A 24493-nucleotide genomic window follows, 5' to 3' on the forward strand; every position below is an offset into this window, starting at 1 on the left:
CAGAGGCGCAGTGTTCGGGTCAGTTGTGGCCGATCACATGCGCCCCCGCCAGCGGATCAGGTCGACTGGGTGTTGTCGGGCAGGCCCAGGATCCGCTTGGAGATGATGTTGTTCTGGATCTCGGCCGAGCCGCCGTAGATCGACATCGCCTTGCCGCCCAGCCAGCTGCGGACACTCTCAATCTCGTCCTTGCTGAAGGCCTCGCCCTCCCAGCCCAGGCCCTGGTGGCCCATGATCTCGAGCGTCAGCTCGGCGCGGGTCTGGGCGACGTTGGTGGCCGAGTTCTTGAGCACCGAGGCGGCGTTGGTCGCCCCCGACGCGCCTTTCGATTCGGCCGCGGCGCGGGCCAGGGTCAGGCGGTGGATCTGGGCGTCCATCAGGTGCTGGGTCAGCCGCGTGCGCAGGTCGGTGTCGGCGATGCGGCCGTCGGCGTCCAGCTCGAGGTAGCGCTTGGCGATGTCCTGCATCGGCGTCGCCCGCGGGCCGTTGGCCGCGCCCGTCTGGCTGGCCCGCTCGTGCTGCAGCAGCCGCTTGCCGACCGTCCAGCCGACGTTCAACTCGCCCAGCACCGCGTCCTTCTCGGCGCGGGCGTCGTTGAAGAAGGTCTCGCAGAACGGCGAGGCGCCGGCGATCAGCGCGATCGGTCGTGTCTCGATCGCATCCTGCTGCATGTCGATCAGCATGAAGGTGATGCCGTCGTGCTTCTTGGCCTTGGAGTCGGTCCGCACCAGGGCTCCGCACCACTGCGAATGCTGGGCGCCCGAGGTCCAGGTCTTCTGGCCCGTGATCGTCCAGTGGTCGCCGGCGTCGACCGCCTTGGTCTGCAGCGAGGCCAGGTCAGACCCGGCGTTGGGCTCGGAGTAGCCGACGCACCAGCGGATTTCGCCGCGCACGATCGGCGGGATGTGCTTGCGCTTCTGCTCCTCGGTTCCGTAGTCGAGGATGGTCGGCCCGACCATGGTCACGCCCATGCCGAAGGTCAGCGGGTTGAAGGCGCCGATCTTGGCCATTTCCTGCTGCAGCACGCGCGCCTGCTGGCCGCTGAGGCCGCCGCCGCCGTACTCGGCCGGCCAGGTCGGGGTGCCCCAACCCTTTTCGCCCATCCGATTCATCCACAGCAGGACGTCGCCCTGCGGCTTCTCGCCCTCCATCAGGGCGGCGGCGACGCCGGGCTTGCCGCGCAGCGAGGCGGGGAAGTTCTCCTCCAGCCAGGCGCGGGCCTGGGCGCGGAATTCCTCGAGCCCCTGCTCGATTCCGAAGTCAGCCATGTTCGTTCCTCCGCATTTGCGGACAAACTATTGGCTGTCGTGGGCGCGGCAAAGGCGCCCGTCGCGTAACCCTGCGCAGATTTCCCAGCATGGGCCGGGAAGCATCGATCGAATTTTTGGGTGAAATTTGGAGGCCTGACCGAGAATCGAACTCGGGTTCACGGATTTGCAGTCCGCTGCGTCACCACTCCGCCATCAGGCCGCCGCCGGCCGGGGCCGGGGAGGGCGCTTGGCTAACAGAACAGGCCGCTCCCTGCAATCCTCTCTCACAGGTCTCATGGGCCGATTGCCTTAACGGGAGGGGCGGACCTATAAGCGCGCCCAAGTTTCTTATTCTACGTCTGTCCCGTCGAGGAATCATGGCCGCCGATTTCGTCGCCGCCCGGCTCAACATGGTCGAGAGCCAAGTTCGCACCAACGACGTGACCGACGTGCGTTTGCACGACGCCATGCGCGCGATCCCGCGTGAGGCGCTGATCCCGGCGGATAAGGCCTTCCAGGCCTACGCCGACGTCGATGTCGAATATGCGCCGGGCCGCTTCCTGCTGCGCCCGCGCGAAGTCTCCAAGCTGCTGCAAGCGGCCAGGCCGGTCGAAGGCGAGCGGGCGCTGGCGATCGCCGCGCCCTATGCGGCCGCGGTGCTGGAGGCGGTCGGCCTGGATGTCACCCGCTTCGACGCCGGGGACCTCAAGGCGCTTCCTGGCGCGGGCTACGACCTCATCGTGGTCGAGGGGGCGGTCACCCGCGCGCCCCAGACTTGGCTCGACGCCCTGGCCCCGGGCGGACGCCTGTTGGTCATCGAACGGAACGGACCTACCGGCCAAGCTGTTTATTATGTCCGCGCCGACGACGGCGTCGGCCGTCGTACGCTGTTTGACGCCATGGCGCCTGTTCTGCCGGGCTTCGAACCGAAGGCGGGGTTTGCGTTCTAGGTCGAGGCGATCCTCGCGTGCAGATGGCGCACGTGAAACATGGCCGAAACCTTGGGGTGAAAAAAGCTTAAGGTCGCGCCCTCTAGTCCGGCGCTGAATAGGCGGTCATATAGGACCCGGTCTCACTACGCCGTTTCGGGGATAACCATGTTCAATAGTCGTCGCGGAGGTTTGTTGGCCGCGGTCTACAGCGCAGGACTTGCGCTCGCGATCGCCGCGCCGGCGTCCGCCGAAACCCTGGCCGAGGCCATCGCGCTCGCGTACGAATCGAACCCGACCCTTCAGGCCCAGCGCGCCACCCAGCGCGCCCTCGACGAGAACTGGGTCCAGGCGCGGACCGGCTATCGCCCGCAGGCCTCGGTCACCGGTTCGGTCGCCTGGGCCGATCTCCGCACCCCGGGCCAAGGCGACTTCGTCGACACCAACGGCGACGGCATCCGCGACACGCTCATCGCCGGCCGCCGCGACGACAACAGCGCCAGCGCCACCCTGCAGCTGAGCCAGCCCATCTATACCGGCGGCCGCGTCGCCGCGGCGGTGAACGCCGCCGAGGCCGACATTCTGGCCGGACGCGAGCAACTGCGCCGCACCGAAGCCACGGTGATGCAGTCGGTCGTCCAGGCCTATGCCGACACCCGGCGCGACCAGGAAGGCCTGCGCATCCGCGAGGAGAACGTCCGCGTCCTCCAGCGCCAGCTCGACGAATCCAAGGCCCGCTTCGAGGTCGGCGAGATCACCCGCACCGACGTGGCGCAGTCCGAGGCGCGCCTAGCCGCCGCCGAGGCGCAGCTGTCCCAGGCCCAGGCGCAACTGGCCTCTAGCCGGGCGGTCTACGCCGCCGTGGTCGGCCAGAATCCGGGCGACCTGGCCGCCGAGCCGCCGATCTCGTCGTTGCTGCCCGCCGATGTGGTCCAGGCCTACGAGGCCGCCGAGGTCAACAATCCGCAGATTCGTCAGGCCCAGTACGCCGAGCAGGGCAGCCGCGCCCGCCTGTCGGCGGCCCGCGCCGAACGCATGCCCAACCTCGGGGTCACCGGATCGGTCGGCTACAGCGGGATGGCGGATCCCTGGTCGGGCGAGGATTCGTCGCGCGCCGTGCGCGCCGGGGCGACCCTGACCATGCCGCTGTTCACCGGCGGTCTGGTCTCCTCGCGCGTGCGCGCGGCGATGGAGCGCAACAACGCCGACCGGATCAACGTCGAGGTGGCGCGCCGAGCGGTCATGCAGAGCCTGACCCAGGCGTGGAACCAGCATCTGGCCAGCAAGGCGAACATCTCCTCCACCGACCAGCAGGTGAAGGCCGCCCGAATCGCCGCCGAAGGCACCAAGCAGGAGCAGCAGGTCGGCCTGCGCACCACGCTCGACGTGCTGAACGCCGAGCAGGAACTGCGCAACGCTGAGCTGTCGCAGGTCAGCGCGCGCCGCGACGAGTTCGTCGCCAGCTCGCTGGTCCTGGCCCAGATGGGGCAGTTGGAAGGTCCGATGCTTGAGCCGGGCCTGACGCGCTACGATCCGACGACGAACTTCCGCAAGAACCGGATCACCTGGGGCTGGGTGCCCTGGGAAGAACCGATTGCAGTCGTCGATGGCGCGTTTACGCCCAAGACCGTCGAGAAGCCGGTCGCCGCTCCGCCGCCCGCTGCGCCGAAATAGGGTTAAAGTTTTCGTGCACGGTTTCGCCTGACAGGCGATTAGGCGCTTGCGCCTTCTGGCGGAAATTGCAGGATCACACCGTCGCGCCAAGCTTGGCGCGACGGATTCTCTACTCGCACCACCGGCGGCCCCGAAATGTCTGAACAGACCTCGCAAGAACCGACGATGGAGGAGATCCTGGCCTCCATCCGGCGGATCATCTCCGAAGATGACGCGCCGGCGGACGCCGCGGCTCCCGAGCCCGAGCCCGAAGCCGAACCCGTGCAGGCCGCCGCCCCGGTGTTCGAGCCGGAGCCGGAACCGGTCGCCGAAGAAGACGACGGCGCGCTGGAACTGACCGACAAGGTCGAGTCGCTCGGCGATCTCGACGTCTACACCCCCACGGTGAGCGAGGAGCCCGAGGCTCCGGCCTATGAGCCGCCGCCTGCGCCGCCCGCTCCGGCCGTGGACATCGGCGATGGGCTGGTCGGCGCGGTCGCTGCGAGCGCTGCGGCCTCGGCCTTCGGTCAGCTGTCGCGTTCGATCCAGATGCCGGCCGACGGCCGCACCCTGGAGGACGTGGTCCGCGAACTGCTCCGCCCGCTGCTCAAGCAGTGGCTCGACGAAAACCTGCCGGACATCGTCCAGCAGACCGTCGACCGCGAAGTCGAGCGGATCGCCCGCGGCGGCGTACGCTAAACGACCACAAGCACCGCTCAGCCCGGTTCGCCGGGCCCCAAGCCGGGTCTGCACTTTCGTTTTCGCGAGTCCGCTTGGACCCCGCCTGCGCGGGGATGAGCCGATTCCACCGTCATCGCGCTTCCACGCCGATGATCGAAAATGTATGCAGCGCCCCAAATGCTTGAAAAGAACTTCGACCCCAAGACCGCCGAACAGCGCCTCTACGCCATGTGGGAGGGCTCGGGAGCCTTCGCGCCCAGCGCCGACCCGGCCGCCGAGCCGTTCTCGATCGTCATCCCGCCGCCGAACGTCACCGGCTCGCTGCATATCGGCCATGCGCTGAACAACACGCTGCAGGACGTGCTGATCCGCTTTGAGCGGATGCGCGGCAAGGCCGCCCTTTGGCTGCCCGGCACCGATCATGCCGGCATCGCCACCCAGATGGTGGTCGAGCGCCAGCTCGCCGCGGCGGGCAACATCGGCCGGCGCGACATGGGCCGCGACGAGTTCATCGCCAAGGTCTGGGAATGGAAGGCGCAGAGCGGCGGAACCATCACCAACCAGCTGCGCCGCCTCGGCGCCTCCTGTGACTGGAGCCGGGAACGCTTCACCCTCGACGAGGGGCTGTCCGAGGCGGTCCGCAAGGTGTTCGTCACGCTGCACAAGCAGGGCCTGATCTACCGTGACAAGCGCCTGGTGAACTGGGATCCGCACTTCCAGACCGCGATCTCGGACATCGAGGTCGAGCAGAAGGAAGTCGACGGCGCCTTCTATCACTTCGCCTATCCGCTCGAGGACGGCTCCGGCGAGATCGTCGTGGCGACCACCCGCCCGGAGACCATGCTCGGCGACACCGCCGTCGCCGTGCATCCGAGCGACGAGCGCTACAAGGGCCTGATCGGCCGCGCCGTCCGCCTGCCGATCGTGAACCGTCCTGTCCCGATCATCGCTGACGAATACGCCGACCCGGAGAAGGGCTCTGGTGCGGTGAAGATCACCCCGGCCCACGACTTCAACGACTATCAGGTCGGCAAGCGCAACAACCTGCCGATGATCAACATCTTCACCGATGATGCGAAGATCAACGAGAACGCGCCGGCCGAGTATCGCGGCCTGGACCGTTTCGAGGCCCGCAAGAAGGTGGTCGCCGCCTTCGAGGAACTGGGCCTGCTGCGCGAGATCGAGAAGACCCGCCATGCCGTGCCGCACGGCGACCGCTCGGGCGTGGTCATCGAGCCCTACCTGACCGACCAGTGGTACGTCGATGCCAAGGTCCTGGCCCAGCCGGCGATCAAGGCTGTGGAGGAAGGCCGTACGGTCTTCGAGCCCCGGCACTGGGAAAAGACCTATTTCGAGTGGATGCGGAACATCGAGCCCTGGTGCATCTCGCGCCAGCTCTGGTGGGGGCATCGGATCCCGGCCTGGTACGGCCCGGACGGCAAGATCTTCGTCGCCGAGAGCGAGGAGGGGGCCAAGGCGCTCGCCCGCGAACACTACGGCCACGACGAGCCGCTGCGTCAGGACGAGGACGTCCTCGACACCTGGTTCTCCTCGGGCCTGTGGCCGTTCTCGACCATGGGATGGCCGGAAAAGACCAGCGACCTGGAGCGGTTCTACCCGACCAGCACCCTGATCACCGGCTTCGATATCATCTTCTTCTGGGTCGCCCGGATGATGATGATGGGCATCCACTTCATGGGCGAAGTGCCCTTCGACCGCGTCTTCATCAACGCCCTGGTCCGTGACGCCGAGGGCAAGAAGATGTCCAAGTCCAAGGGCAACGTCATGGACCCGCTGGAGCTGGTCGACGACTACGGCGCCGACGCCCTGCGCTTCACCCTGACGGCGATGTCGGGCCAGGCCCGCGACATCAAGCTGTCGCGCCAGCGCATCGAGGGCTACCGCAACTTCGGCACCAAGCTGTGGAACGCCGCCCGCTTCGCCCAGGTGAACGGCTGCGCCCGGGCCGAAGGCTTCGATCCCGCCAATGTGAAGGGCGTGCTGAACCGTTGGATCGTCGGCGAGACGGTGCGCACCGCCCATGCGATCAGCAAGTCGCTGGAAGGCTGCAGCTTCGACGGCGCGGCCAACGGCCTCTACCGGTTCATCTGGAACACCTTCTGCGACTGGTATGTCGAACTGGCCAAGCCGCTGCTCAACGGAACCGACGAGGCGTTGAAGGCCGAGACCCAGGCCACCGCCGCCTGGGCGCTGGACGTGATCCTGAAGCTGCTGCACCCGGTCATGCCGTTCCTCACCGAGGAGCTGTGGGCCCAGACCGCCGACCTCGGCGCCGCGCGCGGCGAGGGGATGCTGATCACCGCTCGCTGGCCGCAGCTGGCCGATACCCTGATCGACCCGGACGCCGACGCCGAGATCGGCCTGATCGTCGCCGCGGTCAGCGAGGGCCGCTCGGTGAAGGCCGAACTCAACGTCCCGCATTCGGCCCGTCCGCCGCTGCTGGTCGTGGACGCCACCGACGCCCAGCGCGCGGTGTTTGCGGCCAACGCCGCGGTCATCGCCCAGACCCTGCGCGTGGCCGAGGTCAGCTTCGTCGAGGAGGCGCCGCAGGGGGCCATCCCCTTCGTCGTCAACGGTGCGACCCTGGCCCTGCCGGTGGCCGAGTTCATCGACCTGACTGCTGAGCGCGCCCGCCTGGCCAAGGAGATTGCCGGCCACGCCTCCGACATCGCCCACGTGATGAAGAAGCTCGGCAACCCGGCCTTCGTCGCCAACGCCAAGGAAGAGGTGGTCGAGGAGAATCGCGAGCGCCTGGCCGAGTCCGAGGCCGCCAAGACCAAGCTCGAGCATGCGCTGAGCCTGCTTGAGGCTGTGGTCTAGCCCACCGGCGTTACGCCGCCCCGCCGATGAATGGTCGGCTGGGGCGGCGTTCGTCCAGCTTTAGTGCGATTACCTGCCGCCGCGTCAAACACACGTTTGCACCGGGCGCTAGGTTATGCTTGTTCACCTACGACGACGCGGGCGCGTTAAGGCCCGTGCGAGCATTAGGAGAACGCCCATGTCCGAGGCTGAGCTGCCCGCTGGTTGGCCCGCCATGTCCATCGCCCAGGCCCATGCGCTGATCACCGCGCCTGGATCGCCGGCTGAGATGGAGACGGTCGATATTCGCGGCGTTCCCACCCGGACCTGGAAGAACCTCCCGCCGTCGCTGCGCTCGATCGTCGAGCTGGGCCGCACCCACGGTGAAAAGGCCTTCCTCGTCTACGAAGACGAACGCGTCACCTACGAAGCCTTCTATCGCGCCGTCTCGGCGCTCGCCCGCCAACTGCAGGCCGATGGCGTGCAGAAGGGCGACCGCGTCGCGGTCATCATGCGCAACCTGCCCGAATGGGTGGTGTCGTTCTACGCTGCAGCCTCGCTGGGCGCGATCGTCACCCCGCTGAACGCCTGGTGGACCGGGCCGGAGCTGGAGTACGGCCTGACCGATTCCGGCAGCAAGGTCGTGCTGATGGACGCCGAGCGCTACGAGCGCCTGACCGAGCATCTGCCCAACTGCCCGGACCTCGTGCGCGTCTATGTCAGCCGCTCGCGCGAAGAGATCGCCCATCCCCAGGTCACCACCCTGGAAAGCGTGCTGGGCGGCGCCAATGAATGGGCGAACCTGCCTGACCAGCCGTTGCCGCCGGTCGACATCCATCCCGACGACGACGCCACCATCTTCTACACCTCGGGCACCACGGGTAAGCCGAAGGGCGCCCTGGCCACCCAGCGGGCGGTCAACTCCAACATCATGGCCGGCGCGGTGGCCGGCGCGCGCGCCTTCCTGCGCCGCGGCGAGAAGCCGCCGGAGCCGGATCCCAGCGCGCCGCAGCGCTCGTCGCTGATCTCGATCCCGTTCTTCCACGTCACCGGCTGCATGGCCGTGCTGAACCCGTCGCTGGCCGGCGGCGCCAAGCTGGTGATGATGCACAAGTGGGACGTGATCCGGGCCTTCGAGCTGATCCAGCGCGAGAAGATCCAGTCGGCGGGCGGCGTGCCGACCATCGCCTGGCAGCTGATCGAGCATCCGGCCCGCGCCAACTACGACCTCTCCTCGCTGGAATCGGTCTCCTACGGCGGCGCGCCGTCGGCTCCGGAGCTGGTCCGCAAGATCAAGGAAACCTTCCCGAAGTCGGCGCCCGGCAACGGCTGGGGCATGACCGAGACCTGCGCCACCGTCACCACCCACGGCGCTGAGGACTACGCCAACCGTCCCGACAGCTGCGGTCCGGCGGTCCCGGTCAGCGACCTGGAGATCCGTGACCCGGCCGACGGCGTCACCGTGCTCGCGCCGAACCAGGTGGGCGAGCTCTGGGCGCGCGGCCCGCAGGTCGTGAAGAACTACTGGAACAAGCCCGAAGCGACGGCCCAGACCTTCGTCGACGGCTGGGTCCGCACCGGCGACCTGGCGCGCCTCGACGAGGAAGGCTTCTGCTTCATCATCGACCGGGCCAAGGATATGCTGATCCGCGGCGGCGAGAACATCTACTGCATCGAGGTCGAGAACGTTCTCTACGACCACCCGGCGGTGATGGACGCGGCCATCGTCGGCATCCCGCACCGGACGCTGGGCGAGGAGCCGGCCGCGGTCGTCACCCTGAAGCCCGGCGCCTCGGCGACCGAAGAAGAGCTCCGCGCCCACGTCGCCGAGCACCTGGCCGCTTTCAAGGTGCCGGTGAAGGTCCGCTTCTGGCACGAGACCTTGCCTCGCAACCCGAACGGCAAGATTCTCAAGAACGAGCTGAAGAAGCTGTTCGTCGAGGAGCAGGCCTAACCCGCCTGGAGAAGGCTTGGGCAAGAAGCGCGCGGATGTCGTCCTGGTCGAACGCGGCCTGTTCGACAGCCGCGCCAAGGCCAGGGCGGCCATCGAGGCCGGCGGCGTCAGCGTCGCCGGCCGTGTGCTGTCCAAGCCGTCCGAACTGATCGACGAGGACGGCGAGATCGCCGCGCTCCCCGCCCATCCCTACGTCGGGCGAGGGGCTCTGAAGCTGGTCCACGCGCTCGATCTCTGGCCGGTGCAGGTCGAGGACCGCACGGTGCTCGACCTCGGGGCCTCGACCGGCGGCTTCACGGAGGTCTGCCTGCAGCGCGGCGCGGCCCGGGTCTTCGCCATCGACGTCGGCCGCGGCCAGTTGCATCCGAAGCTGGCGGGCGACCCGCGCGTCGTGGGACTTGAGGGCGTCGACGCCCGCAGCCTCGACCCGCACCTGATCCCGGTCGCGCCGGATCTCATCGTCACCGACGTCAGCTTCATCGGCCTGGCCAAGGCGCTGCCCGCGGCCCTGGCGCTCGCCGCCGGTGGCGCGGACCTCGTGGCCCTGGTCAAGCCGCAGTTCGAAGTCGGACCCGAGCACGTCGGCAAGGGCGGGCTGGTCAAGGATGAAGCCGCACGCGTCCGGGCGCTGGACGAGGTGGCGGCGTTCCTGCAGCGCTCGGGCTGGATCGTCCGCGCCACCGCCGACAGCCCGATCGCCGGCGGCGACGGCAATTTCGAGTACCTGCTGTGGGCGTGCCGCCCCTGACGTCCTTCAGATCGTGCGCCAGAAAGCCTGCTCGACGCTGAGGCTGTCGAACAGCTGCTTATCCTGCGCCGTCTTGATCGCCGCATGATAGTTCGGGTCGCCCTGGACCTTTTCCATGAGCGCCTCGAGCGCGGCCATGTTGTCGAGCCGCGACACCCAGATGATGTCGTTGTGACCGCCCACTCGGGTCGCCACCTCGATGGCGACGCCGGTCGCCTTGGTTACGACCTGCGCGATCTCCGCCGCCCATGCGACGGCCTCCGGAACCGCTCCTGCGACCCGGGCGCGTGTGGAGAAAATGATCATCTTCCGCTTCCTTGCGGCGCGTCGCGGACGGCGACGGACACGCTCGCCGGCTGCTCGGCGCGGTTCTGCGTCTGCAAAAGAACTGGATGCGGACCCGGGCGACGAGCGCGTCGGATCACAGCGACAGATGCTACCCGGACTCTTGAAATGTAAAGGAAAAAGCGGCTGTCAGGCCTGCCGGGAAACTTGGCGCCGGCCTATCTCAGGTCAGGGTTTCACCGATCCTGGGTGGGCTGGTGCGCCATCTAGTCGTTCAATCCGCACACCTGGGCGGGCGGACAAAAGTGAGAAGCCGCCCGCGCGGGGCGGCGCGGGCGGCTTCAGTCCGTCGAGTACGCCGACGGGCTCCCCCTTGGGAGGCTTAGTCGACGACCTGGAAGTTCCCGTTCGCGTCGGGGCAGACGCGGACGAAACGCTTCTGGGTGCGGCCGTCGGGCAGGTAGATCGGGCTCTCGGCCAGGGTGCAGCCGTCGGTAGCGGCCGGACGTTCGACCACGCGATAGGGCTCGCTGCGGTCGTAATAGCGGCGATCGTCATACGAACGGGCGTAGTAGCCGTTGTCGGCGGGCTGGCCGTAGTAGCCGTTGTAGGTGGTCTGCGGAGCGCGATAGGTCGTGCCGCCGCAGGCCGCCGAGTTCTTGCCGACCGCCGCGCCGCCCAGCGCGCCGAGCGCGCCGCCCAGCAGGGCGCCTTCCGTGCGGGCGTTGCGGGCCGCGGCGTTGGAGCCGATGGCTGCGCCCAGCGCGCCGCCGACCAGGGCGCCGACCGTACCTCGGTTGGTCGAGTCGCGACGGCAGGGGTCGTAGTACGTGTTACCGTAGCTATTGCCGTAGTACGGCGCTGACTGGGCCGCGGCGAAGGTCGGAACGGCGGCGGCCGCGCCGAGCGCCATGACGCCGGCCACGCCCGCGAGCACGCTCTTGGCGAAGGTCGAACGGAAGTTCATTGCAAGATACCCTTTGGGACTGATGCGAGGTCGTTGAGTTAGCTGCGGCCGCTCGGACGCCAGACGCCGTCACGGCCCCGGCAGACCTCGTAGCTGTGGTTGCGACCGCCGTAGTTGTCCTGGACCCAGCGGCAGTTGCTGGGCTGGCTGTAGCTGCTGCGCTGGTAGTTGCTGCTCGAGCGATAGGCGGCCGGGCGCGGCGCGGGGGCAGGGCGGTAGCTGCTGCACTTGCTGTTGCGCTTGCCGATTTCGTGGCCGGCCACCGCGCCGACGGCCCCGCCGAGCAGCGCGCCTTCGGTCTTGGCGCCCTTGGCGGCGACGCCGCCGCCGGCCAGCGCGCCGACCACGCCGCCGACGATGGTGCCCTTGTTGGCGCTTTGGCGTTGCTGCTCACGGCACGGGTCGTAGGACTGGGCCGATGCGATGCTCGGGAACGTCACGACGGGCGCGGTCACGGCGATCATCCCGGCGGCGGCGAGAGCAAGAGCGCGTTTCATCGGCTTATCCTTCATTCGAACTCGGAGGCGGCGCCGAGGCCCCGCCTGCGCTATGGAACTTGGCTGAACGAGTCTGAACGGTGCTTGAGCGGCCCGTTCATGTTCGTTCATCTTCGTTGACGCCTTGTCCCGCTTGGGATTGCGGGGTCGGCGCCATCAGCGAGTTTTGAGCATGCGACGTCCTCGGCCTCATCGGGCCCGCCCCACCGAAGCCCCGTCCGGTCCGCCGGTAGAGGTTCTGATCGAGGCTGTCGGCGGCGAAGGCGACGGCATTGCGGCCGGTCCGCTCTATGCGCCGTTCACCTTGCCGGGCGAGCGCGTACGCCTGGCGGCCGGTCCGCAGCGGCGCGAGGTCGAGGCCGTTCTTGAGGCCAGCCTGCAGCGGGTCTCACCGCCGTGCCCGCATTTCGGCGTCTGCGGGGGATGCGCCCTGCAGCATTGGGAGCACGAAGCCTACTTGGCCTGGAAGGTCGAGCGGCTGATCGGCACCCTGGCCCGCGAGCGGATCGAGACGCAGGTTCTGCCGGCCTTCGCCGCCCAGCCGCACACCCGCCGCCGCCTGGCCCTGCACGCCCGCCAGGGCAAGAAGGACGCCGCGCGCCTGGGCTTCAAGACCCGCAAGTCCTGGGACGTGGTCGACATCAGCGCCTGTCCGATCGCCGACCCGTCGCTGGAGGCGGCGCTCCCGGCGCTGCGCCGCCTGGCTGCGCCGCTGTTCGAGCACCCGAAGTCGGCCCCGACCCTGCACGTCACCCTGACCGACACCGGCATCGACGTCGATATCAGCGGGGTCGAGCGCAAGAGCGGCGGGCTCTCGGCCGACGCCCGCATGCGTATGGCCGAGGTCGCCGCCGAGGCTGACCTGGCGCGCGTCACGCTCGACGGCGAGGTCGCCTACCTGGCCCGCCAGCCGACGGTGCGGCTGGGCCCGGCGACGGTGGCGCTGCCGGCGGGCGCGTTCCTGCAGGCCACGCCCCAGGCCGAGGCTGCGATGGTGGCCATGGCCGCCGAGGCCGCCGCGGGCGCCGAGCGGATCGCCGACCTGTTCTGCGGGGTGGGGACCTTCACCTTCGCCCTGGCCCAGATCGCGCCGGTTTTGGCCGCCGATGGGGCCGCCCCCGCCGTTCGGGCGCTCAACGCCGCCGTGGCGACCGCGCCCGGTCTGCACGGCGTCACCGCCGAGGCCCGCGACCTGACCCGCCGCCCGGTGCTGGCCGAGGAGATGAAGCGCATCGACACCGTGGTCTTCGACCCGCCGCGGGCCGGGGCGGCCGAACAGTCGGCCGAGATCGCCCGCTCGGGCGTGGCCCGCGCCATCGCGGTCTCCTGCAATCCGGCGACCTTCGTGCGCGACGCCCGAACCCTGGTCGACGCCGGCTTCACCCTGGAACGCGTGCTGCCGGTCGACCAGTTCCTCTGGTCGCCGCACGTGGAATTGGTCGGGGTGTTCAGCCGCTAGCTCAGCCGGCGAACAGGTCGCCCTGGTCGCCGGCCTTCGCCGGAACCCTGAACTGCGAGAGGTCCAGCGACGACAGCTTGGCGTCCAGCCCCAGCCGCTTCTTGGCCGCATGGAAGCGCTGCGACAGAAGTTCGGCGATCGGGCCCTCGCCGCGCATCCGCTTGCCCCATTCGGGATCGTAGTCGAGCCCGCCGCGCATCTGGCGGACCAGCGACATCACCCGCCGGGCGCGGTCGGGATGGTCGGTCTCCAGCCATTCGCGGAACAGGTCCTTGATCTCGCGCGGCAGCCGCAGGGCGACATAGCCGGCCCCCTTGGCCCCGGCCTCGGCGGCCCGCTCCAACACCGCCTCCATCTCGTGGTCGTTCAGGCTGGGGATGGCGGGCGCGAACATCACCACCACCGGCACGCCGGCGTCGGCCAGCGCCTTGATCGCCGCGATCCTGCGTTCGGGCGTCGCCGCCCGCGGCTCCATGCTGCGCGCCAGCTTGCGGTCCAGACTGGTGACCGAGATGGCCACCCGGCACAGATTGCGCCGTCCCATCGCCCCAATGACGTCCAGGTCGCGCAGGATCAGCGCCGACTTGGTGATGATCGAGCAGGGGTGCCCGAAGCGCTCCAGCACCTCCAGCACCCCGCGCGTGATCCGCGTCGTCCGCTCCACCGGCTGATAGGGATCGGTGTTGCCGCCGATGTGGATGAACTCAGGCTTGTAGCGCGGCGAGGACAACTCCTTTTCCAGCAGCCGCGCGGCGTCGGGCTTGAAGAACAGCTGGCTCTCGAAGTCGAGCCCGGGCGACAGGCCCATATAGGCGTGGGCCGGCCGTGCGTAGCAGTAGATGCAGCCATGTTCGCAGCCGCGATAGGGATTGATCGAGCGCGAGAAGCCGACGTCCGGGCTGTCGTTCTTGTTGATGATCGTGCGGGCCTTCTCGGGGCTCAGCGTGGTCTTCAGCTGCTGGGGCTCGGCGTCTTCGAGCGTCCAGCCGTCGTCGAACGCTTCGCGGGCCTCGCTCTCGAATCGCCCGCTGGCGTTGGACCGCGCGCCGCGGCCGCGAACCGTGATCTGCTGGGTGAAGGTGCTCACCGTGAAAGCATAGGATCGGGCGCGAACAAAGCAAGAACAAGATTGACGCGGGGACCAAAGCGACACCTTTGGAGCCATGATCTCCGTCATCGTTCCCACGGCCGAATCCGAGCGTGACCTGGCCGCGCTGCTGTCGGTGCTGGTGCCGGCGGCGGTCGATGGCCTGGTGCGCGAGGTGATCGTCGTCGACGCCGGGCCGAGCCAGGCGACGGCGGCGATCTGCGAAGACGCCGGCGCCGACGTCCTCGCAGGCTTCGCCGACGCTCTGCGCCGCGCCAAGGGCGACTACGTGCTGGCGCTGCCGGCTTCGCTGCGCCTGCGGCCGGGCTGGGACGAGAGCGTGCGGCGGCATCTGGAGGATGGCGGCGGGGCGGCCCTGCTGGTGGCGCGCGAGCCGGGGCTGCTGGAACGCCTGGTGGGGCCGAAGCTGGCCGGCGTCCTGGCGCGCGCCCAGGGCCTCGACGGCGTCGGCGATCTTGCCGCCCTGCGCCGCCGCGTCGGCCGCGCAGCGGTCCTCAGCTAGCGGCTAGCGGTCGAGGCGGGCGTCGACGAAGCGGGCCCCCTGCGCCACGGCGTCGAGGGTCTTGGTGTCGAGGCCGAACTTCTTGCGATAGGTCCAGTAGCCCGCCATCACCTTCTCGACGTAGTTGCGGGTCTCCTGGCTCGGCAGGCTTTCGATCAGCATCAGGCTGTCGGCCTCGTCGCCGACCATCTTGGCGGTCTTCAGCAGGGTGCCGGGCCCGCCGTTATAGGCCGCCACCGTGCGCAGGATGTCGTAGCCGACGCCGCGCTCCATCAGCCAGGTCACATAGTCCTGGCCGACCCGCAGGTTGAACGCCGGGTCGAACATCGGGCTCATGTCGGCCTTCAGCTTGTCGTCGCCGGCCGCGCGGGCGGCGGCTTCGGGCATCACCTGCATCAGCCCGACGGCTCCGGCCGGCGAAACGGCCTGCGGGTTGAAGCGGCTTTCCTGGCGCACGATCGCGTAGACCAGCGCCCGATCGATGGTGAATCCGGACTTCGGCTCCAGCACCGGCGTCGGATAGTCCGGCTCGGCGAACGAGCGCGCGCCAGGCAGCGAGGCGGCGAGGTCGGCGTCCGAGGTCAGCGGCGCGTTCAGCGCCAGGATCAGCGACATCCACTGCGAGCGCTCGGCCTCGGTCTTGGCCATGGCTAGCCCGGCGCGCAGCTCCAGCCCGGCCTCGACCGGCATGCCGATCTGGGCCAGCGCGGTGGCGCGGTGGGCGCGGGCGTCGTCGCGGATGAACGGGGTGAGGTGCGCGCTGGGGGCCGAGGCGAAGGCCGCCGGCACGATCTCGCGGACGAGCGGCGGGGGCGGGGCCTCCGAGACGCGATCCAGCGCCTCCAGCCGCACGCGGCGCTCGGCGATCATGCCGTAGAAAGTGGTCGGATGACGCGCCGCCAGCTTCAGGAACCCCTGGGCGCGGGTGGTGTCGCCGGTCTCCTCCAGCGATCGCGCCGCCCAATAGGCCGCGCCCGAGCGCAGCCACGGGTCTTCCTGCTCGTCGCGGGCGACCTGGCTGAAGAAGCTCTGCGCGACCGCGTAGTTCTTGAGGCGATAGGCGGCCAGGCCCGCGATCCAGCGCTCGCCGACGGCTGGGGCCAGATCCATCGCGGTCTGTACGTCGCCGGAATAGAAGGCCTCGCGCGCCTTGCGGGTGCGGTCGGCCGGGGCCTTGCCGGAAATTCCCTGGGCGGTGACCTCGACGCGGCGCCAGTCGGCGCCGGCCAGCAGCGGGGCCTTCAGCGGCTTGCCGAGCGCCGGCTTGCGCTTGCTCGCCAGCATATAGATCCGCTCGGCGCCGGGCAGGTCGCTGTACTGGTCGAGCCACTTGGCCAGGTCGTCATAGCTGGCGACGTGCCCGCCCGGGCGCATCAGCTGGCGGAACGACAGGTGGCCGGCCAGCGAGCGGTCCTTGATCTCGGCGCTCTGCATCTCGGCGTCGATGAAGTCGCCGCGGTCGACGGCGTCGAACGCGGCGGCGTAACGCTTGGCGTCCCACGGGCTCAGGGCCTGTGGCGCGGCGTTCGTCGTTCCGGCGATGGCGGAGCAGATCATGGCCAAGACCGCGATCCGCATGCCCTTGCGTGCCCGCATGCGATCCCCACGTCGCCGCCTCTGCGCGCGGACGACGTGACCCTCAGTTCTCGTGACGGCTAAGTCTTAAGCGTCACGGTCAGGGCGATCAAGCCGTTCGGTCAGGGTCAGAAGGTCGCTCCAGGCCTTCTTCTTGGCCCCCGGCTGGCGCAGCAGGAAGGCCGGATGCAGGGTCGGCATGGCCGGAAGTTCGAAGTTTCCGCTCTCCGAGCGCCACTCGAACCAGCGTCCGCGCAGCGACAGGATGCCTTCGTCGCGCTTGAGCATCGACTTGGCCGACGGCGCCCCCACCAGCAGCAGCATCTTGGGGGCGACCAGCTCGATCGCGCGCTCCAGGAACGGTTGGCAGACAGCCTGTTCCTGCGCCGAAGGGGTGCGGTTGCCGGGCGGGCGCCAGAACACCGTGTTGGTGATGAACACCCGTCCGCTCAGGCCGGCGGCGGCCAGCATCCGGTCCAGCAGCTGCCCGGCCCGGCCGACGAACGGCTCGCCGCGGGCGTCTTCCTCGGCCCCGGGCCCTTCGCCGATCACCAGCAGCGGCGCGTCGGCCGCGCCGCGCGCGAACACCGCCTGCCGCGCGCCTTCAAATTTCAGCGAGCAGCCGTCGAATCCCGCGATCGCGGCCTTCAGCGCCTCGAGGTCCTGCGCGGCCGCGGCCAGCTGCCGCGCCTGGGCCACCGCCGCGGCGACGTCGGAACCCGCGCCGGCCCGGGCCGACGGAGGCGGCGCGGCAAGCGGCTTCTTCTCCGGCGGCTTGGGCGGCACGAACTTGCCCGCCTCGATCCGATCAATGGGCGTATCATGCAGCATGGCGTCGACGCCCGCTTCGGCCCAGAAGGCGAGCAGGCTTTCGGCGACACGATCGAAGGGCACGGCTTGGCTCATGGTACTCTTTAAAGAGCGTCTATAGCCGAGTTCGCGCTTGACCGCCCTTGTACAAGCTTCGGATAAGTCGCCCGACGGATCAACGCCGCGTGAAACAAGGGGGAGGGGAACCCCGCCGCGGCCTTTTGGGAGTTACGGGGATCATGAGCGAGACCATCGCCACTGATACGATTGAACGCGAAGCGATGGAATACGACGTCGTGATCGTCGGCGCCGGGCCCGCTGGGCTGTCGGCGGCGATTCGCCTCAAGCAGCTGGCCGAGGCCGCCGGAACCGAGATTTCGGTCGCGGTGCTCGAAAAGGGTTCGGAAGTCGGCGCCCACATCCTCTCGGGTGCGGTGATCGACCCCAAGGGCATCAACGAACTGCTGCCCAACTGGAAGGAACTCGGCATCCCGCTGGAGACCAAGGTCACCCGCGACAAGTTCGTCATGCTCGGCCCGAACGGCGAGCTCGACATCTCCTGGGTGCCCTTCCCGAAGTGGATGCTGAACCACGGCAACTACATCGCCTCGCTCGGCAACGTCTGCCGCGCCCTGGGCGCCCACGCCGAAGCGCTCGGCGTTGAGATCTATCCGGGCATGGCCGCCTCGGAAGTCGTCTACAACGAAGACGGCTCGGTGAAGGGCGTCGTCGCCGGCGTGTTCGGCATCGACAAGGACGGCAATCCGGGCCCCGACTATCAGCCGGGCATCGAACTGCACGCCAAGTACACCTTCATCGGCGAAGGCGTCCGCGGCTCGCTCGCCAAGCAACTGCAGGCCCGCTTCGGCCTCACCAATGGCCGCGACGCCCAGAAGTTCGGCATCGGCATCAAGGAACTGTGGCAGGTTCCGGACGAGAACTTCGAGCCGGGCCTGACCCAGCACACCTTCGGCTGGCCGCTCGACAACGCCACCGGCGGCGGCTCGTTCATGTACCACTTCGGGGACAACTACGTGGCCATCGGCTTCGTGGTCCACCTGAACTACAAGAACCCCTGGCTCTCGCCGTTCGACGAATTCCAGCGTTTCAAGACCCATCCGACCATCCGCGGCTACCTGGAAGGCGGCAAGCGCGTCGCCTACGGCGCCCGCGCCATCACCGAGGGCGGCTCCCAGTCGCTGCCGCAGCTCTACTTCCCGGGCGGCGTGCTGCTCGGCTGCTCGGCCGGCATGGTCAACGTTCCGCGCATCAAGGGCAGCCACAACGCGGTCAAGAGCGGCATGATGGCCGCCGAGGCCGCCTTCGAGGCCATCCAGGGCGGCCGCGCCAGCGACGAGCTGGTCGGTTATGAAACCGCCTACAAGAAGTCGTGGGTCCACAAGGAGCTGTGGGCCGTCCGTAACTTCAAGCCGCTGTGGTCGAAGTTCGGCACCATTCCGGGCCTCGTGCTCGGCGGCGCCGACGCGATGATCGCCAACATCCTCGGCGGCTGGTCGCCGTGGGGCACGCTGAAGCACGGCAAGTCCGATGCAGAGTCGACGGGCCTGGCCAAGGACTACAAGCCGATCGTCTATCCGAAGCCGGACAACGAGTTCAGCTTCGACAAGCTGTCGTCGGTGTTCCTGTCCTCGACCAACCACGACGAGAACCAGCCCGCGCACCTGAAGCTCAAGGATCCGAGCATCCCGGTGAACGTGAACCTGCCGCGCTATGGCGAACCGGCGCGCCTGTTCTGCCCGGCCGGCGTCTACGAGGTGCTGTACGACGAGGCGGGGAACAATCCGAAGTTCCAGATCAACTTCCAGAACTGCGTTCACTGCAAAACCTGCGACATCAAGGATCCGTCGCAGAACATCAACTGGACGACGCCGCAGGGCGGCGACGGGCCCAACTACCCGAACATGTAAGACCGAAGGGGGCCCTCGCGGCCCCCTTCTTTCATTGGACTCGCGATTTCACCTGAGTTCGTCGTGCACGCCTTGAACTCGCCCCCGAAAGCGCCGAGGTTCCCAGGCATGCGCCGTCTGCTTGTCGCCCTCGCTCCGCTGCTCCTGGTCACCGCCTGCGCGACCGCGCCACAGGGCGTCGCCTGGACGCCGCCGGCCGACGACGGCATGGGCGGTTCGGCCTACGGGGCGTTCCTGGCCGGCCAGGGGGCGCTGAACGACGGCGCCGGCGCCGAAGCGGCCGCCTATTTCGAGCGGGCCGAGATCGAGGGCGGTTCCAGCGACCTGCTGCGCGACCGCGCCTTCACCGCCGCGGTGCTGGCCGGCGACATCCCCAAGGCCGCCGTGCTCGCGCCTGACGGCGTCGACGCCTCCGAAGCCACCAAGCGCCTCGGCCAGCTGGTCAAGGCGGTCGAGCTGATGGCTCAGGGCCAGGGCAAGGAAGCCCAGGCCGCGCTGTCCGGCGACGCCATCGGCTTCCCGCACCGCGGCGCGGCGGCGCTTCTGGCGCCCTGGGCCGCGGCCATGGCCGGCGACACCGAAGGCTCGCTGGTGCGGCCCGAAATGCGCGGCGACCGCGTCGTCGACTATTTCGGCCAGCTCGGCCAGGCCTGGCTATATGAACGCGCCCGTCGCTACGACGAGGCCGAGACCGACTACAAGGCTCTGACCGGCGGCGATGCGCCCGGCGACATCGCCGTCCAGGCCTATGGAGCCTTTCTGGAGCGCCGGAACCGGCGCGCCGACGCCGTGGCGCTCTATGACGCGTCCCTGGCCCTGCAGCCGAACAACGAGAACCTGATCGCCGCGCGCGCCCGCGCGGCGGCCGGCAAGTCGGCCCCGGCTGCGCCGAGCCTGCGCCAGGGCGCGGCCCAGGTGCTGGTCGCTCCCGCCGCGACCATGCTGGCGGCCAAGCAGGAGCAGCTTGGCCTGGCCTATCTGCGGCTGGCGCTGCGGCTCGACCCGAACCGCGACACCGCCTGGCTGATGGTCGGCGACATCATGGAGGCGGCGGGCGACGTCAACGGCGCCCGCGCCGCCTACGCCCGGCCCAAGCCCGGTTCCAGCGACTACAGCGCCGCGCGCGGCAAGCTGGCCTGGAGCTACCAGAACGCCAAGCAGTCCGACGTGGCCCTGAAGATGGCGCAGGAGGCCGCCGCGACCGGCGACGCCGAGGCCAAGCTCACCTACGCCGACCTGCTGCGCGCCAACGAGCGCTACGACGACTCCGCCCAGGTGCTGAGCGGCCTGATCGAGCGCAGCGCCACCCCGGACTGGCGCCTGCTCTACATGCGCGGCGTGGCCTACGAGCGCGCCGGCCACTGGCCGCAGGGCGAGCGCGACCTGAAGGCGGCGCTGGAGCTGCGGCCCGACGAACCGGAGCTGCTCAACTATCTCGGCTACACCTGGATCGACCGCGGCGAGCGGCTGGCCGAGGCCCTGGGGATGGTCGAGCGGGCGGTGGCGGCCAACCCGCAGTCCGGCGCGATGGTCGATTCCCTCGGCTGGGCCCACTACCGGCTCGGCGACTACAAGAAGGCCGTCGACCTGCTGGAACAGGCCGTCGAGCTTGAGGCCGGCGACCCGGAGATCAACAACCACCTTGGCGACGCCTACTGGCGCGTCGGCCGCCGGATCGAGGCGGAATACCAGTGGCGCCGCGTGCTGACCCTGGATCCGGACGCGAAGATCAAGGCGGACGTGGAGTCCAAGCTCGCCTCCGGCCAGGGACCGAAAGGCCCGGCGGCGGCGCCGCGCATTGCCGGTCAGTAGCGCGCCATGAGCCCGATCGCCTTCGCCCCGGCGAAGATCAACCTGTTCCTGCACGTCGGCGCGCCGGGCGACGACGGCTATCACCCGCTCTGCAGCCTGATGGCCTTCGCCGACGTCGGCGACCGGGTGGTGCTGCACGAGGCCGACGTCCTTTCGGTGCGCGTGCACGGTCCGTTCAGCGGGATGCTGGCGGGCGAGGGCGACAATCTGGTGCTGAGGGCCGCGCGGGCCTTGCTGGCCCGGGCGCGGGGGCCTCAGCCCCTGGTCGGGCTCTCGCTGGAAAAACTGCTGCCGGTGGCCGCCGGCCTCGGCGGCGGCTCTAGCGACGCGGGCGCGGCCCTGCGCCTGCTGCGCACGGCCCTGGGCGTGCAGGTCGACGATGTGGAGCTCGAGGCCATCGCCGCCTCGCTGGGCGCCGACGGCGCGGCCTGCCTCTGGGGCCGGCCGGTGCTGGCGCAGGGCAGGGGCGAGCAGCTGTCGCCCGCGCCCGTCCTGCCGCCGATCGAGGCGGTGCTGGTCAATCCGCGGGTCGAGGTCTCCACCCCGGCGGTCTATCGCGCCTTCGACGGGCTCGGCGACTTCGGCGACGTGACGCCGCCGCCGATGCCGGACGCCTTCGAGAGCGTCGAGGAAATGGCCGCCTGGCTCGGTTTCATGCGCAACGACCTGCAGGCCCCGGCCATCGCCCTGGCCCCGGCGATCGGCGACGTCCTGGCGCTGCTGGCCGACGAGCGCGAGACCCTGTTGGCGCGGGTGTCCGGCTCGGGGGCGACCTGCTTTGCGATCTGCGCCAGCGACATCGAGGCCGACGCCCTGGCAGAGCGGGTCGCCGGCTTGCGGCCCGACTGGTGGACGGTCCGCTGCCGGCTCGGCGGTCCCTGGCCGGACGCCTGATCCGGGCCAACGTCCAAAAGAATACGGGGGACCCGAAGGCCCCCCGTTCCCATCCCCCCGTTTTGAGGCGATCTAGTCGTGCAGGGCTTCGCCGTGCTGCGACATGTCCAGGCCTTCGACCTCGGCCTCGTCGCTGACCCGCAGGCCGATCGTGAACTTCACGAGCATCAGGATCAGGAAGGTGGCGATGGCGGTGAAGACGATGGTGACGCCGACGCCCCAGGCTTGGGTCATCAGGCTCGCGCCTTCGCCCAGGCTGTTGACGGCCGGGTCGGCCAGCACGCCGGTCAGCAGGGCGCCGACGATGCCCGCGATGCCGTGCACGCCGAAGGCGTCCAGGCTGTCGTCATACTTCAGCAGGCGCTTCAGCCAAACCGCGCCGAAGTAGCCGGCCGCGCCGCCCAGCAGGCCGATGATCAGCGCGCCTTGCGGGTTCACGAAGCCGGCGGCCGGGGTGATGGCGACCAGGCCGGCCACGGCGCCGGAGGCCAGGCCCAGCATGCCGGGCTTCTTGCGCTCGACCCACTCGATCAGCATCCAGGCGATGGCCGCGGCGGCGGTCGCGACCTGGGTGTTCAGCATCGCCACGCCGGCCAGGGCGTTGGAGCCGACAGCCGAACCGGCGTTGAAGCCGAACCAGCCGACCCACAGAAGGCTGGCGCCGATCATGGTCAGCACCAGGTTGTGCGGAGCCATGTTCTCGCTGCCGTAACCCTTGCGGCGGCCGAGCACGAGGGCGCAGACCAGGCCCGCGACACCGGCGTTGATGTGGACGACCGTACCGCCGGCGAAGTCGAGGACGCCGTCGCCGCCCAGGAAGCCGCCGCCCCAGACCGCGTGGGCGGTCGGCGCATAGACCAGCAGGGACCAGAGCACGGTGAACACCAGCACGGCCGAGAACTTGATGCGCTCGGCATAGGCGCCGGCGATCAGGGCCGGGGTGATGATCGCGAAAGTCATCTGGAACATCACGAACACCGATTCCGGGATCGTGGCGGCCAGGCCGTTCGTGCTCTCCATGGTGACGCCCGACAGGAAGGCGTTCCCGAGCCCGCCGATGACGGCGTTGAGGCCCTCATTGGAGTTGGCGCTGAAGGCCAGCGAGTAGCCGGCGACCATCCAGACCACCGAGATGACCGCGGTGATGGCGAACGATTGGGCGACGGTCGCGATGACGTTCTTGCGGCGGACCATGCCGCCGTAGAACAGCGCCAGACCCGGAATGGTCATCATCAGAACCAGGGCGGTGGAGGTCAGCACCCAGGCGGTGTCGCCGGTGTCGAGGGCCGGCTTTTCGTCTTCGACCGGAGCTTGGGCCGGCGCGGGCTCGGTTACGGGCGCGGCGGCTTCAGGCGCGGCGGCGACCGGTGCGGCGGCTTCGGCCGCCGCCGGCGCGGCCTCCTGCGCGAACGCCGCCGGGGCGAGCATGCCGCCCGCGATCACGGCGGCGAGCGCTAGGCCCGTCAGCTTGTTGAATCTCAGTGTCGTCATTGTCGTTATCCCCTTGTCCCGATGAGTTCGGCGCGCGTCACAGCGCCGCCGTGCCGGTCTCGCCGGTCCGAATGCGCACGGCGTCCTCGACATCGAGGACGAAGATCTTGCCGTCGCCGATCTTGCCGGTGGCGGCCGCCCCCTTGATGGCCTCGACGGCCTTGTCCGCGGCGGCGTCATCGACGACCGCCTCGAGCTTCACCTTCGGAACGAAGTTCACCTGGTACTCGGCTCCACGGTAGATCTCGGTCTGGCCCTTTTGCCGGCCGTAACCCTTCACTTCCGAGACCGTCAGCCCCTCGACGCCGGCCGCCACGAGCGCTTCGCGCACGTCGTCCAGCTTGAAGGGTTTGACGACCGCTATGATCAGTTTCATCGCCTGCTCCTGCTCGCCCCAAGCCAGGGGGCGAGCGCTCGATTTGACCCGCATCCGCCGGAAGATGCGGCTGGCATCCCCCCTCCGACGGCTAAGGGCGACGCTATCGGCGTGCGGCGCGCGGAACGGCGCCTGGTAACTTCTGACCAATGAAAAGGCGCGCTCGGCACGATTGCTGTGCACAACGGGGGTGTGGCGCCTAAATTTGAGGCTAAACGGCGCTCCAGCGGGCGATTGTGGCCGGGCGACGTGGGGTTTGGAGCGGAACAAAAGCCGCGCCCCGAACGCTTGAACGGGACGCATCCTGGTAGTGGGGGCCAGGGGGCGTCATTCGGAGGCGATGACGATGACGATGAAAACCCTGCTCACCACCGCGGCCGCCCTGGCGCTGATCGGCGGCGCCGCCCATGCAGGCGAAGGCGCCAAGAAATCCAAGCCCGCCGACCCCGCCCAGATGCACGGTCAGATGCACGATCAGATGAGGGACGAGACCGGCAAGGCGATGACCCCGCCCGGCGCGGACGCCTCGGCCACCCCGGCCATGCCCGACACCAGCGTGAACCCGCCGGCCAACGACACCGCGGCCATACCGCCGGGCAGCCCCGACGCCTCGGCCGAGGGGGTTCCGGCCTCGGCGACGGTCAGCGCGAACGTCACGACCAACGGGCCCGTGGCCGACACGCCCGAGAACAGGGCGAAGTTCAAGCCGCTGTCGCGGGCCGGCCGGGCGACCACGCCGCGCGGCAATTAGAAC

21 protein-coding genes and 1 tRNA gene are annotated in these 24493 nt (G+C 69.2%); 12 read left to right on the top strand and 10 right to left on the bottom strand.

Going from position 1 to position 24493, the window contains the following annotated elements:
• Nucleotides 1–56: 56 nt before the first annotated feature.
• Both O4N75_RS10810 and O4N75_RS10815 read right to left on the bottom strand, forming a co-directional pair.
• Complete coding sequence (locus O4N75_RS10810) at nt 57–1268, bottom strand: acyl-CoA dehydrogenase family protein (protein WP_269625571.1); 1212 nt, start codon at nt 1266–1268, stop codon at nt 57–59.
• Between the two features lie 128 nt (nt 1269–1396).
• A tRNA-Cys gene (locus tag O4N75_RS10815) sits at nt 1397–1470 on the bottom strand.
• Between the two features lie 157 nt (nt 1471–1627).
• On the opposite strand from O4N75_RS10815, the gene O4N75_RS10820 reads away from it, so the two are divergent.
• From O4N75_RS10820 to O4N75_RS10845, 6 genes are all read left to right on the top strand, one after another.
• Complete coding sequence (locus O4N75_RS10820) at nt 1628–2200, top strand: protein-L-isoaspartate O-methyltransferase (RefSeq protein WP_269625572.1); 573 nt, start codon at nt 1628–1630, stop codon at nt 2198–2200.
• A 174-nt stretch (nt 2201–2374) separates the two neighbouring features.
• Nucleotides 2375–3853: a TolC family outer membrane protein gene (locus tag O4N75_RS10825; protein WP_269625573.1), complete on the top strand. Its 1479-nt coding sequence runs from the start codon at nt 2375–2377 to the stop codon at nt 3851–3853.
• A 135-nt stretch (nt 3854–3988) separates the two neighbouring features.
• Nucleotides 3989–4531: a DUF2497 domain-containing protein gene (locus tag O4N75_RS10830; protein WP_269625574.1), complete on the top strand. Its 543-nt coding sequence runs from the start codon at nt 3989–3991 to the stop codon at nt 4529–4531.
• A 159-nt stretch (nt 4532–4690) separates the two neighbouring features.
• A complete protein-coding gene (locus O4N75_RS10835) occupies nt 4691–7354 on the top strand; it encodes a valine--tRNA ligase (protein WP_269625575.1) in 2664 nt (887 codons plus the stop codon).
• A 178-nt stretch (nt 7355–7532) separates the two neighbouring features.
• The gene (locus O4N75_RS10840; RefSeq protein WP_269625576.1) at nt 7533–9287 is read left to right on the top strand and encodes a class I adenylate-forming enzyme family protein; all 1755 of its coding nucleotides are present in this window, start codon (nt 7533–7535) and stop codon (nt 9285–9287) included.
• 16 nt (nt 9288–9303) lie between these two features.
• Complete coding sequence (locus O4N75_RS10845; protein WP_269625577.1) at nt 9304–10035, top strand: TlyA family RNA methyltransferase; 732 nt, start codon at nt 9304–9306, stop codon at nt 10033–10035.
• A 6-nt stretch (nt 10036–10041) separates the two neighbouring features.
• Here the strand turns inward: O4N75_RS10845 and O4N75_RS10850 are convergent, their stop codons facing one another.
• From O4N75_RS10850 to O4N75_RS10860, 3 genes are all read right to left on the bottom strand, one after another.
• Nucleotides 10042–10341: a hypothetical protein gene (locus tag O4N75_RS10850; RefSeq protein WP_269625578.1), complete on the bottom strand. Its 300-nt coding sequence runs from the start codon at nt 10339–10341 to the stop codon at nt 10042–10044.
• 361 nt (nt 10342–10702) lie between these two features.
• Nucleotides 10703–11287, bottom strand: coding sequence for a hypothetical protein (locus O4N75_RS10855; protein WP_269625579.1), 585 nt, complete (start codon nt 11285–11287; stop codon nt 10703–10705).
• Nucleotides 11288–11325: 38 nt separating this feature from the next.
• Nucleotides 11326–11784 (bottom strand): glycine zipper 2TM domain-containing protein, encoded by a 459-nt coding sequence (locus tag O4N75_RS10860; RefSeq protein WP_269625580.1) that lies wholly within the window; start codon nt 11782–11784, stop codon nt 11326–11328.
• A 172-nt stretch (nt 11785–11956) separates the two neighbouring features.
• Between O4N75_RS10860 and O4N75_RS10865 the strand changes: the two genes are divergently transcribed.
• Nucleotides 11957–13243: a class I SAM-dependent RNA methyltransferase gene (locus O4N75_RS10865; RefSeq protein ID WP_269625581.1), complete on the top strand. Its 1287-nt coding sequence runs from the start codon at nt 11957–11959 to the stop codon at nt 13241–13243.
• A 1-nt stretch (nt 13244) separates the two neighbouring features.
• Here the strand turns inward: O4N75_RS10865 and O4N75_RS10870 are convergent, their stop codons facing one another.
• A complete protein-coding gene (locus tag O4N75_RS10870; RefSeq protein ID WP_269625582.1) occupies nt 13245–14330 on the bottom strand; it encodes a PA0069 family radical SAM protein in 1086 nt (361 codons plus the stop codon).
• A gap of 76 nt (nt 14331–14406) precedes the next feature.
• Between O4N75_RS10870 and O4N75_RS10875 the strand changes: the two genes are divergently transcribed.
• Nucleotides 14407–14853, top strand: coding sequence for a hypothetical protein (locus tag O4N75_RS10875; protein ID WP_269625583.1), 447 nt, complete (start codon nt 14407–14409; stop codon nt 14851–14853).
• A 3-nt stretch (nt 14854–14856) separates the two neighbouring features.
• Here the strand turns inward: O4N75_RS10875 and O4N75_RS10880 are convergent, their stop codons facing one another.
• A complete protein-coding gene (locus tag O4N75_RS10880) occupies nt 14857–16449 on the bottom strand; it encodes a lytic transglycosylase domain-containing protein (protein ID WP_269625584.1) in 1593 nt (530 codons plus the stop codon).
• Nucleotides 16450–16515: 66 nt separating this feature from the next.
• Nucleotides 16516–17334 (bottom strand): uracil-DNA glycosylase, encoded by an 819-nt coding sequence (locus tag O4N75_RS10885; protein ID WP_269625585.1) that lies wholly within the window; start codon nt 17332–17334, stop codon nt 16516–16518.
• A 143-nt stretch (nt 17335–17477) separates the two neighbouring features.
• Between O4N75_RS10885 and O4N75_RS10890 the strand changes: the two genes are divergently transcribed.
• From O4N75_RS10890 to O4N75_RS10900, 3 genes are all read left to right on the top strand, one after another.
• Nucleotides 17478–19166 (top strand): electron transfer flavoprotein-ubiquinone oxidoreductase, encoded by a 1689-nt coding sequence (locus tag O4N75_RS10890; RefSeq protein WP_269625586.1) that lies wholly within the window; start codon nt 17478–17480, stop codon nt 19164–19166.
• Nucleotides 19167–19274: 108 nt separating this feature from the next.
• Complete coding sequence (locus tag O4N75_RS10895; RefSeq protein ID WP_269625587.1) at nt 19275–20978, top strand: tetratricopeptide repeat protein; 1704 nt, start codon at nt 19275–19277, stop codon at nt 20976–20978.
• Nucleotides 20979–20984: 6 nt separating this feature from the next.
• A complete protein-coding gene (locus O4N75_RS10900; RefSeq protein ID WP_269625588.1) occupies nt 20985–21872 on the top strand; it encodes a 4-(cytidine 5'-diphospho)-2-C-methyl-D-erythritol kinase in 888 nt (295 codons plus the stop codon).
• 72 nt (nt 21873–21944) lie between these two features.
• Here the strand turns inward: O4N75_RS10900 and O4N75_RS10905 are convergent, their stop codons facing one another.
• Together O4N75_RS10905 and O4N75_RS10910 are read right to left on the bottom strand one after the other, a co-directional pair.
• Nucleotides 21945–23363 (bottom strand): ammonium transporter, encoded by a 1419-nt coding sequence (locus tag O4N75_RS10905; protein WP_348649492.1) that lies wholly within the window; start codon nt 23361–23363, stop codon nt 21945–21947.
• A 37-nt stretch (nt 23364–23400) separates the two neighbouring features.
• Complete coding sequence (locus tag O4N75_RS10910) at nt 23401–23739, bottom strand: P-II family nitrogen regulator (protein ID WP_269625589.1); 339 nt, start codon at nt 23737–23739, stop codon at nt 23401–23403.
• Between the two features lie 346 nt (nt 23740–24085).
• On the opposite strand from O4N75_RS10910, the gene O4N75_RS10915 reads away from it, so the two are divergent.
• Entirely contained in the window at nt 24086–24490 is a 405-nt protein-coding gene (locus tag O4N75_RS10915) for a hypothetical protein (RefSeq protein WP_269625590.1), read from the top strand.
• The last annotated feature ends 3 nt before the right edge of the window (nt 24491–24493 follow it).

The sequence above is a fragment of the Phenylobacterium sp. NIBR 498073 genome (assembly GCF_027286305.1).
Classification (GTDB): Bacteria; Pseudomonadota; Alphaproteobacteria; order Caulobacterales; family Caulobacteraceae; genus Phenylobacterium.

Bases quoted from the DNA above. Each gene is read 5' to 3' on its own strand.
- O4N75_RS10810 (WP_269625571.1), bottom strand. From the start codon at position 1,268: ATGGCTGACTTCGGAATCGAGCAGGGGCTCGAGGAATTCCGCGCCCAG.
- O4N75_RS10820 (WP_269625572.1), top strand. From the start codon at position 1,628: ATGGCCGCCGATTTCGTCGCCGCCCGGCTCAACATGGTCGAGAGCCAA.
- O4N75_RS10830 (WP_269625574.1), top strand. From the start codon at position 3,989: ATGTCTGAACAGACCTCGCAAGAACCGACGATGGAGGAGATCCTGGCC.
- O4N75_RS10835 (WP_269625575.1), top strand. From the start codon at position 4,691: ATGCTTGAAAAGAACTTCGACCCCAAGACCGCCGAACAGCGCCTCTAC.
- O4N75_RS10840 (WP_269625576.1), top strand. From the start codon at position 7,533: ATGTCCGAGGCTGAGCTGCCCGCTGGTTGGCCCGCCATGTCCATCGCC.
- O4N75_RS10850 (WP_269625578.1), bottom strand. From the start codon at position 10,341: ATGATCATTTTCTCCACACGCGCCCGGGTCGCAGGAGCGGTTCCGGAG.
- O4N75_RS10855 (WP_269625579.1), bottom strand. From the start codon at position 11,287: ATGAACTTCCGTTCGACCTTCGCCAAGAGCGTGCTCGCGGGCGTGGCC.
- O4N75_RS10860 (WP_269625580.1), bottom strand. From the start codon at position 11,784: ATGAAACGCGCTCTTGCTCTCGCCGCCGCCGGGATGATCGCCGTGACC.
- O4N75_RS10865 (WP_269625581.1), top strand. From the start codon at position 11,957: ATGCGACGTCCTCGGCCTCATCGGGCCCGCCCCACCGAAGCCCCGTCC.
- O4N75_RS10875 (WP_269625583.1), top strand. From the start codon at position 14,407: ATGATCTCCGTCATCGTTCCCACGGCCGAATCCGAGCGTGACCTGGCC.
- O4N75_RS10880 (WP_269625584.1), bottom strand. From the start codon at position 16,449: ATGCGGGCACGCAAGGGCATGCGGATCGCGGTCTTGGCCATGATCTGC.
- O4N75_RS10885 (WP_269625585.1), bottom strand. From the start codon at position 17,334: ATGAGCCAAGCCGTGCCCTTCGATCGTGTCGCCGAAAGCCTGCTCGCC.
- O4N75_RS10890 (WP_269625586.1), top strand. From the start codon at position 17,478: ATGAGCGAGACCATCGCCACTGATACGATTGAACGCGAAGCGATGGAA.
- O4N75_RS10895 (WP_269625587.1), top strand. From the start codon at position 19,275: ATGCGCCGTCTGCTTGTCGCCCTCGCTCCGCTGCTCCTGGTCACCGCC.
- O4N75_RS10900 (WP_269625588.1), top strand. From the start codon at position 20,985: ATGAGCCCGATCGCCTTCGCCCCGGCGAAGATCAACCTGTTCCTGCAC.
- O4N75_RS10905 (WP_348649492.1), bottom strand. From the start codon at position 23,363: ATGACGACACTGAGATTCAACAAGCTGACGGGCCTAGCGCTCGCCGCC.
- O4N75_RS10910 (WP_269625589.1), bottom strand. From the start codon at position 23,739: ATGAAACTGATCATAGCGGTCGTCAAACCCTTCAAGCTGGACGACGTG.
- O4N75_RS10915 (WP_269625590.1), top strand. From the start codon at position 24,086: ATGACGATGAAAACCCTGCTCACCACCGCGGCCGCCCTGGCGCTGATC.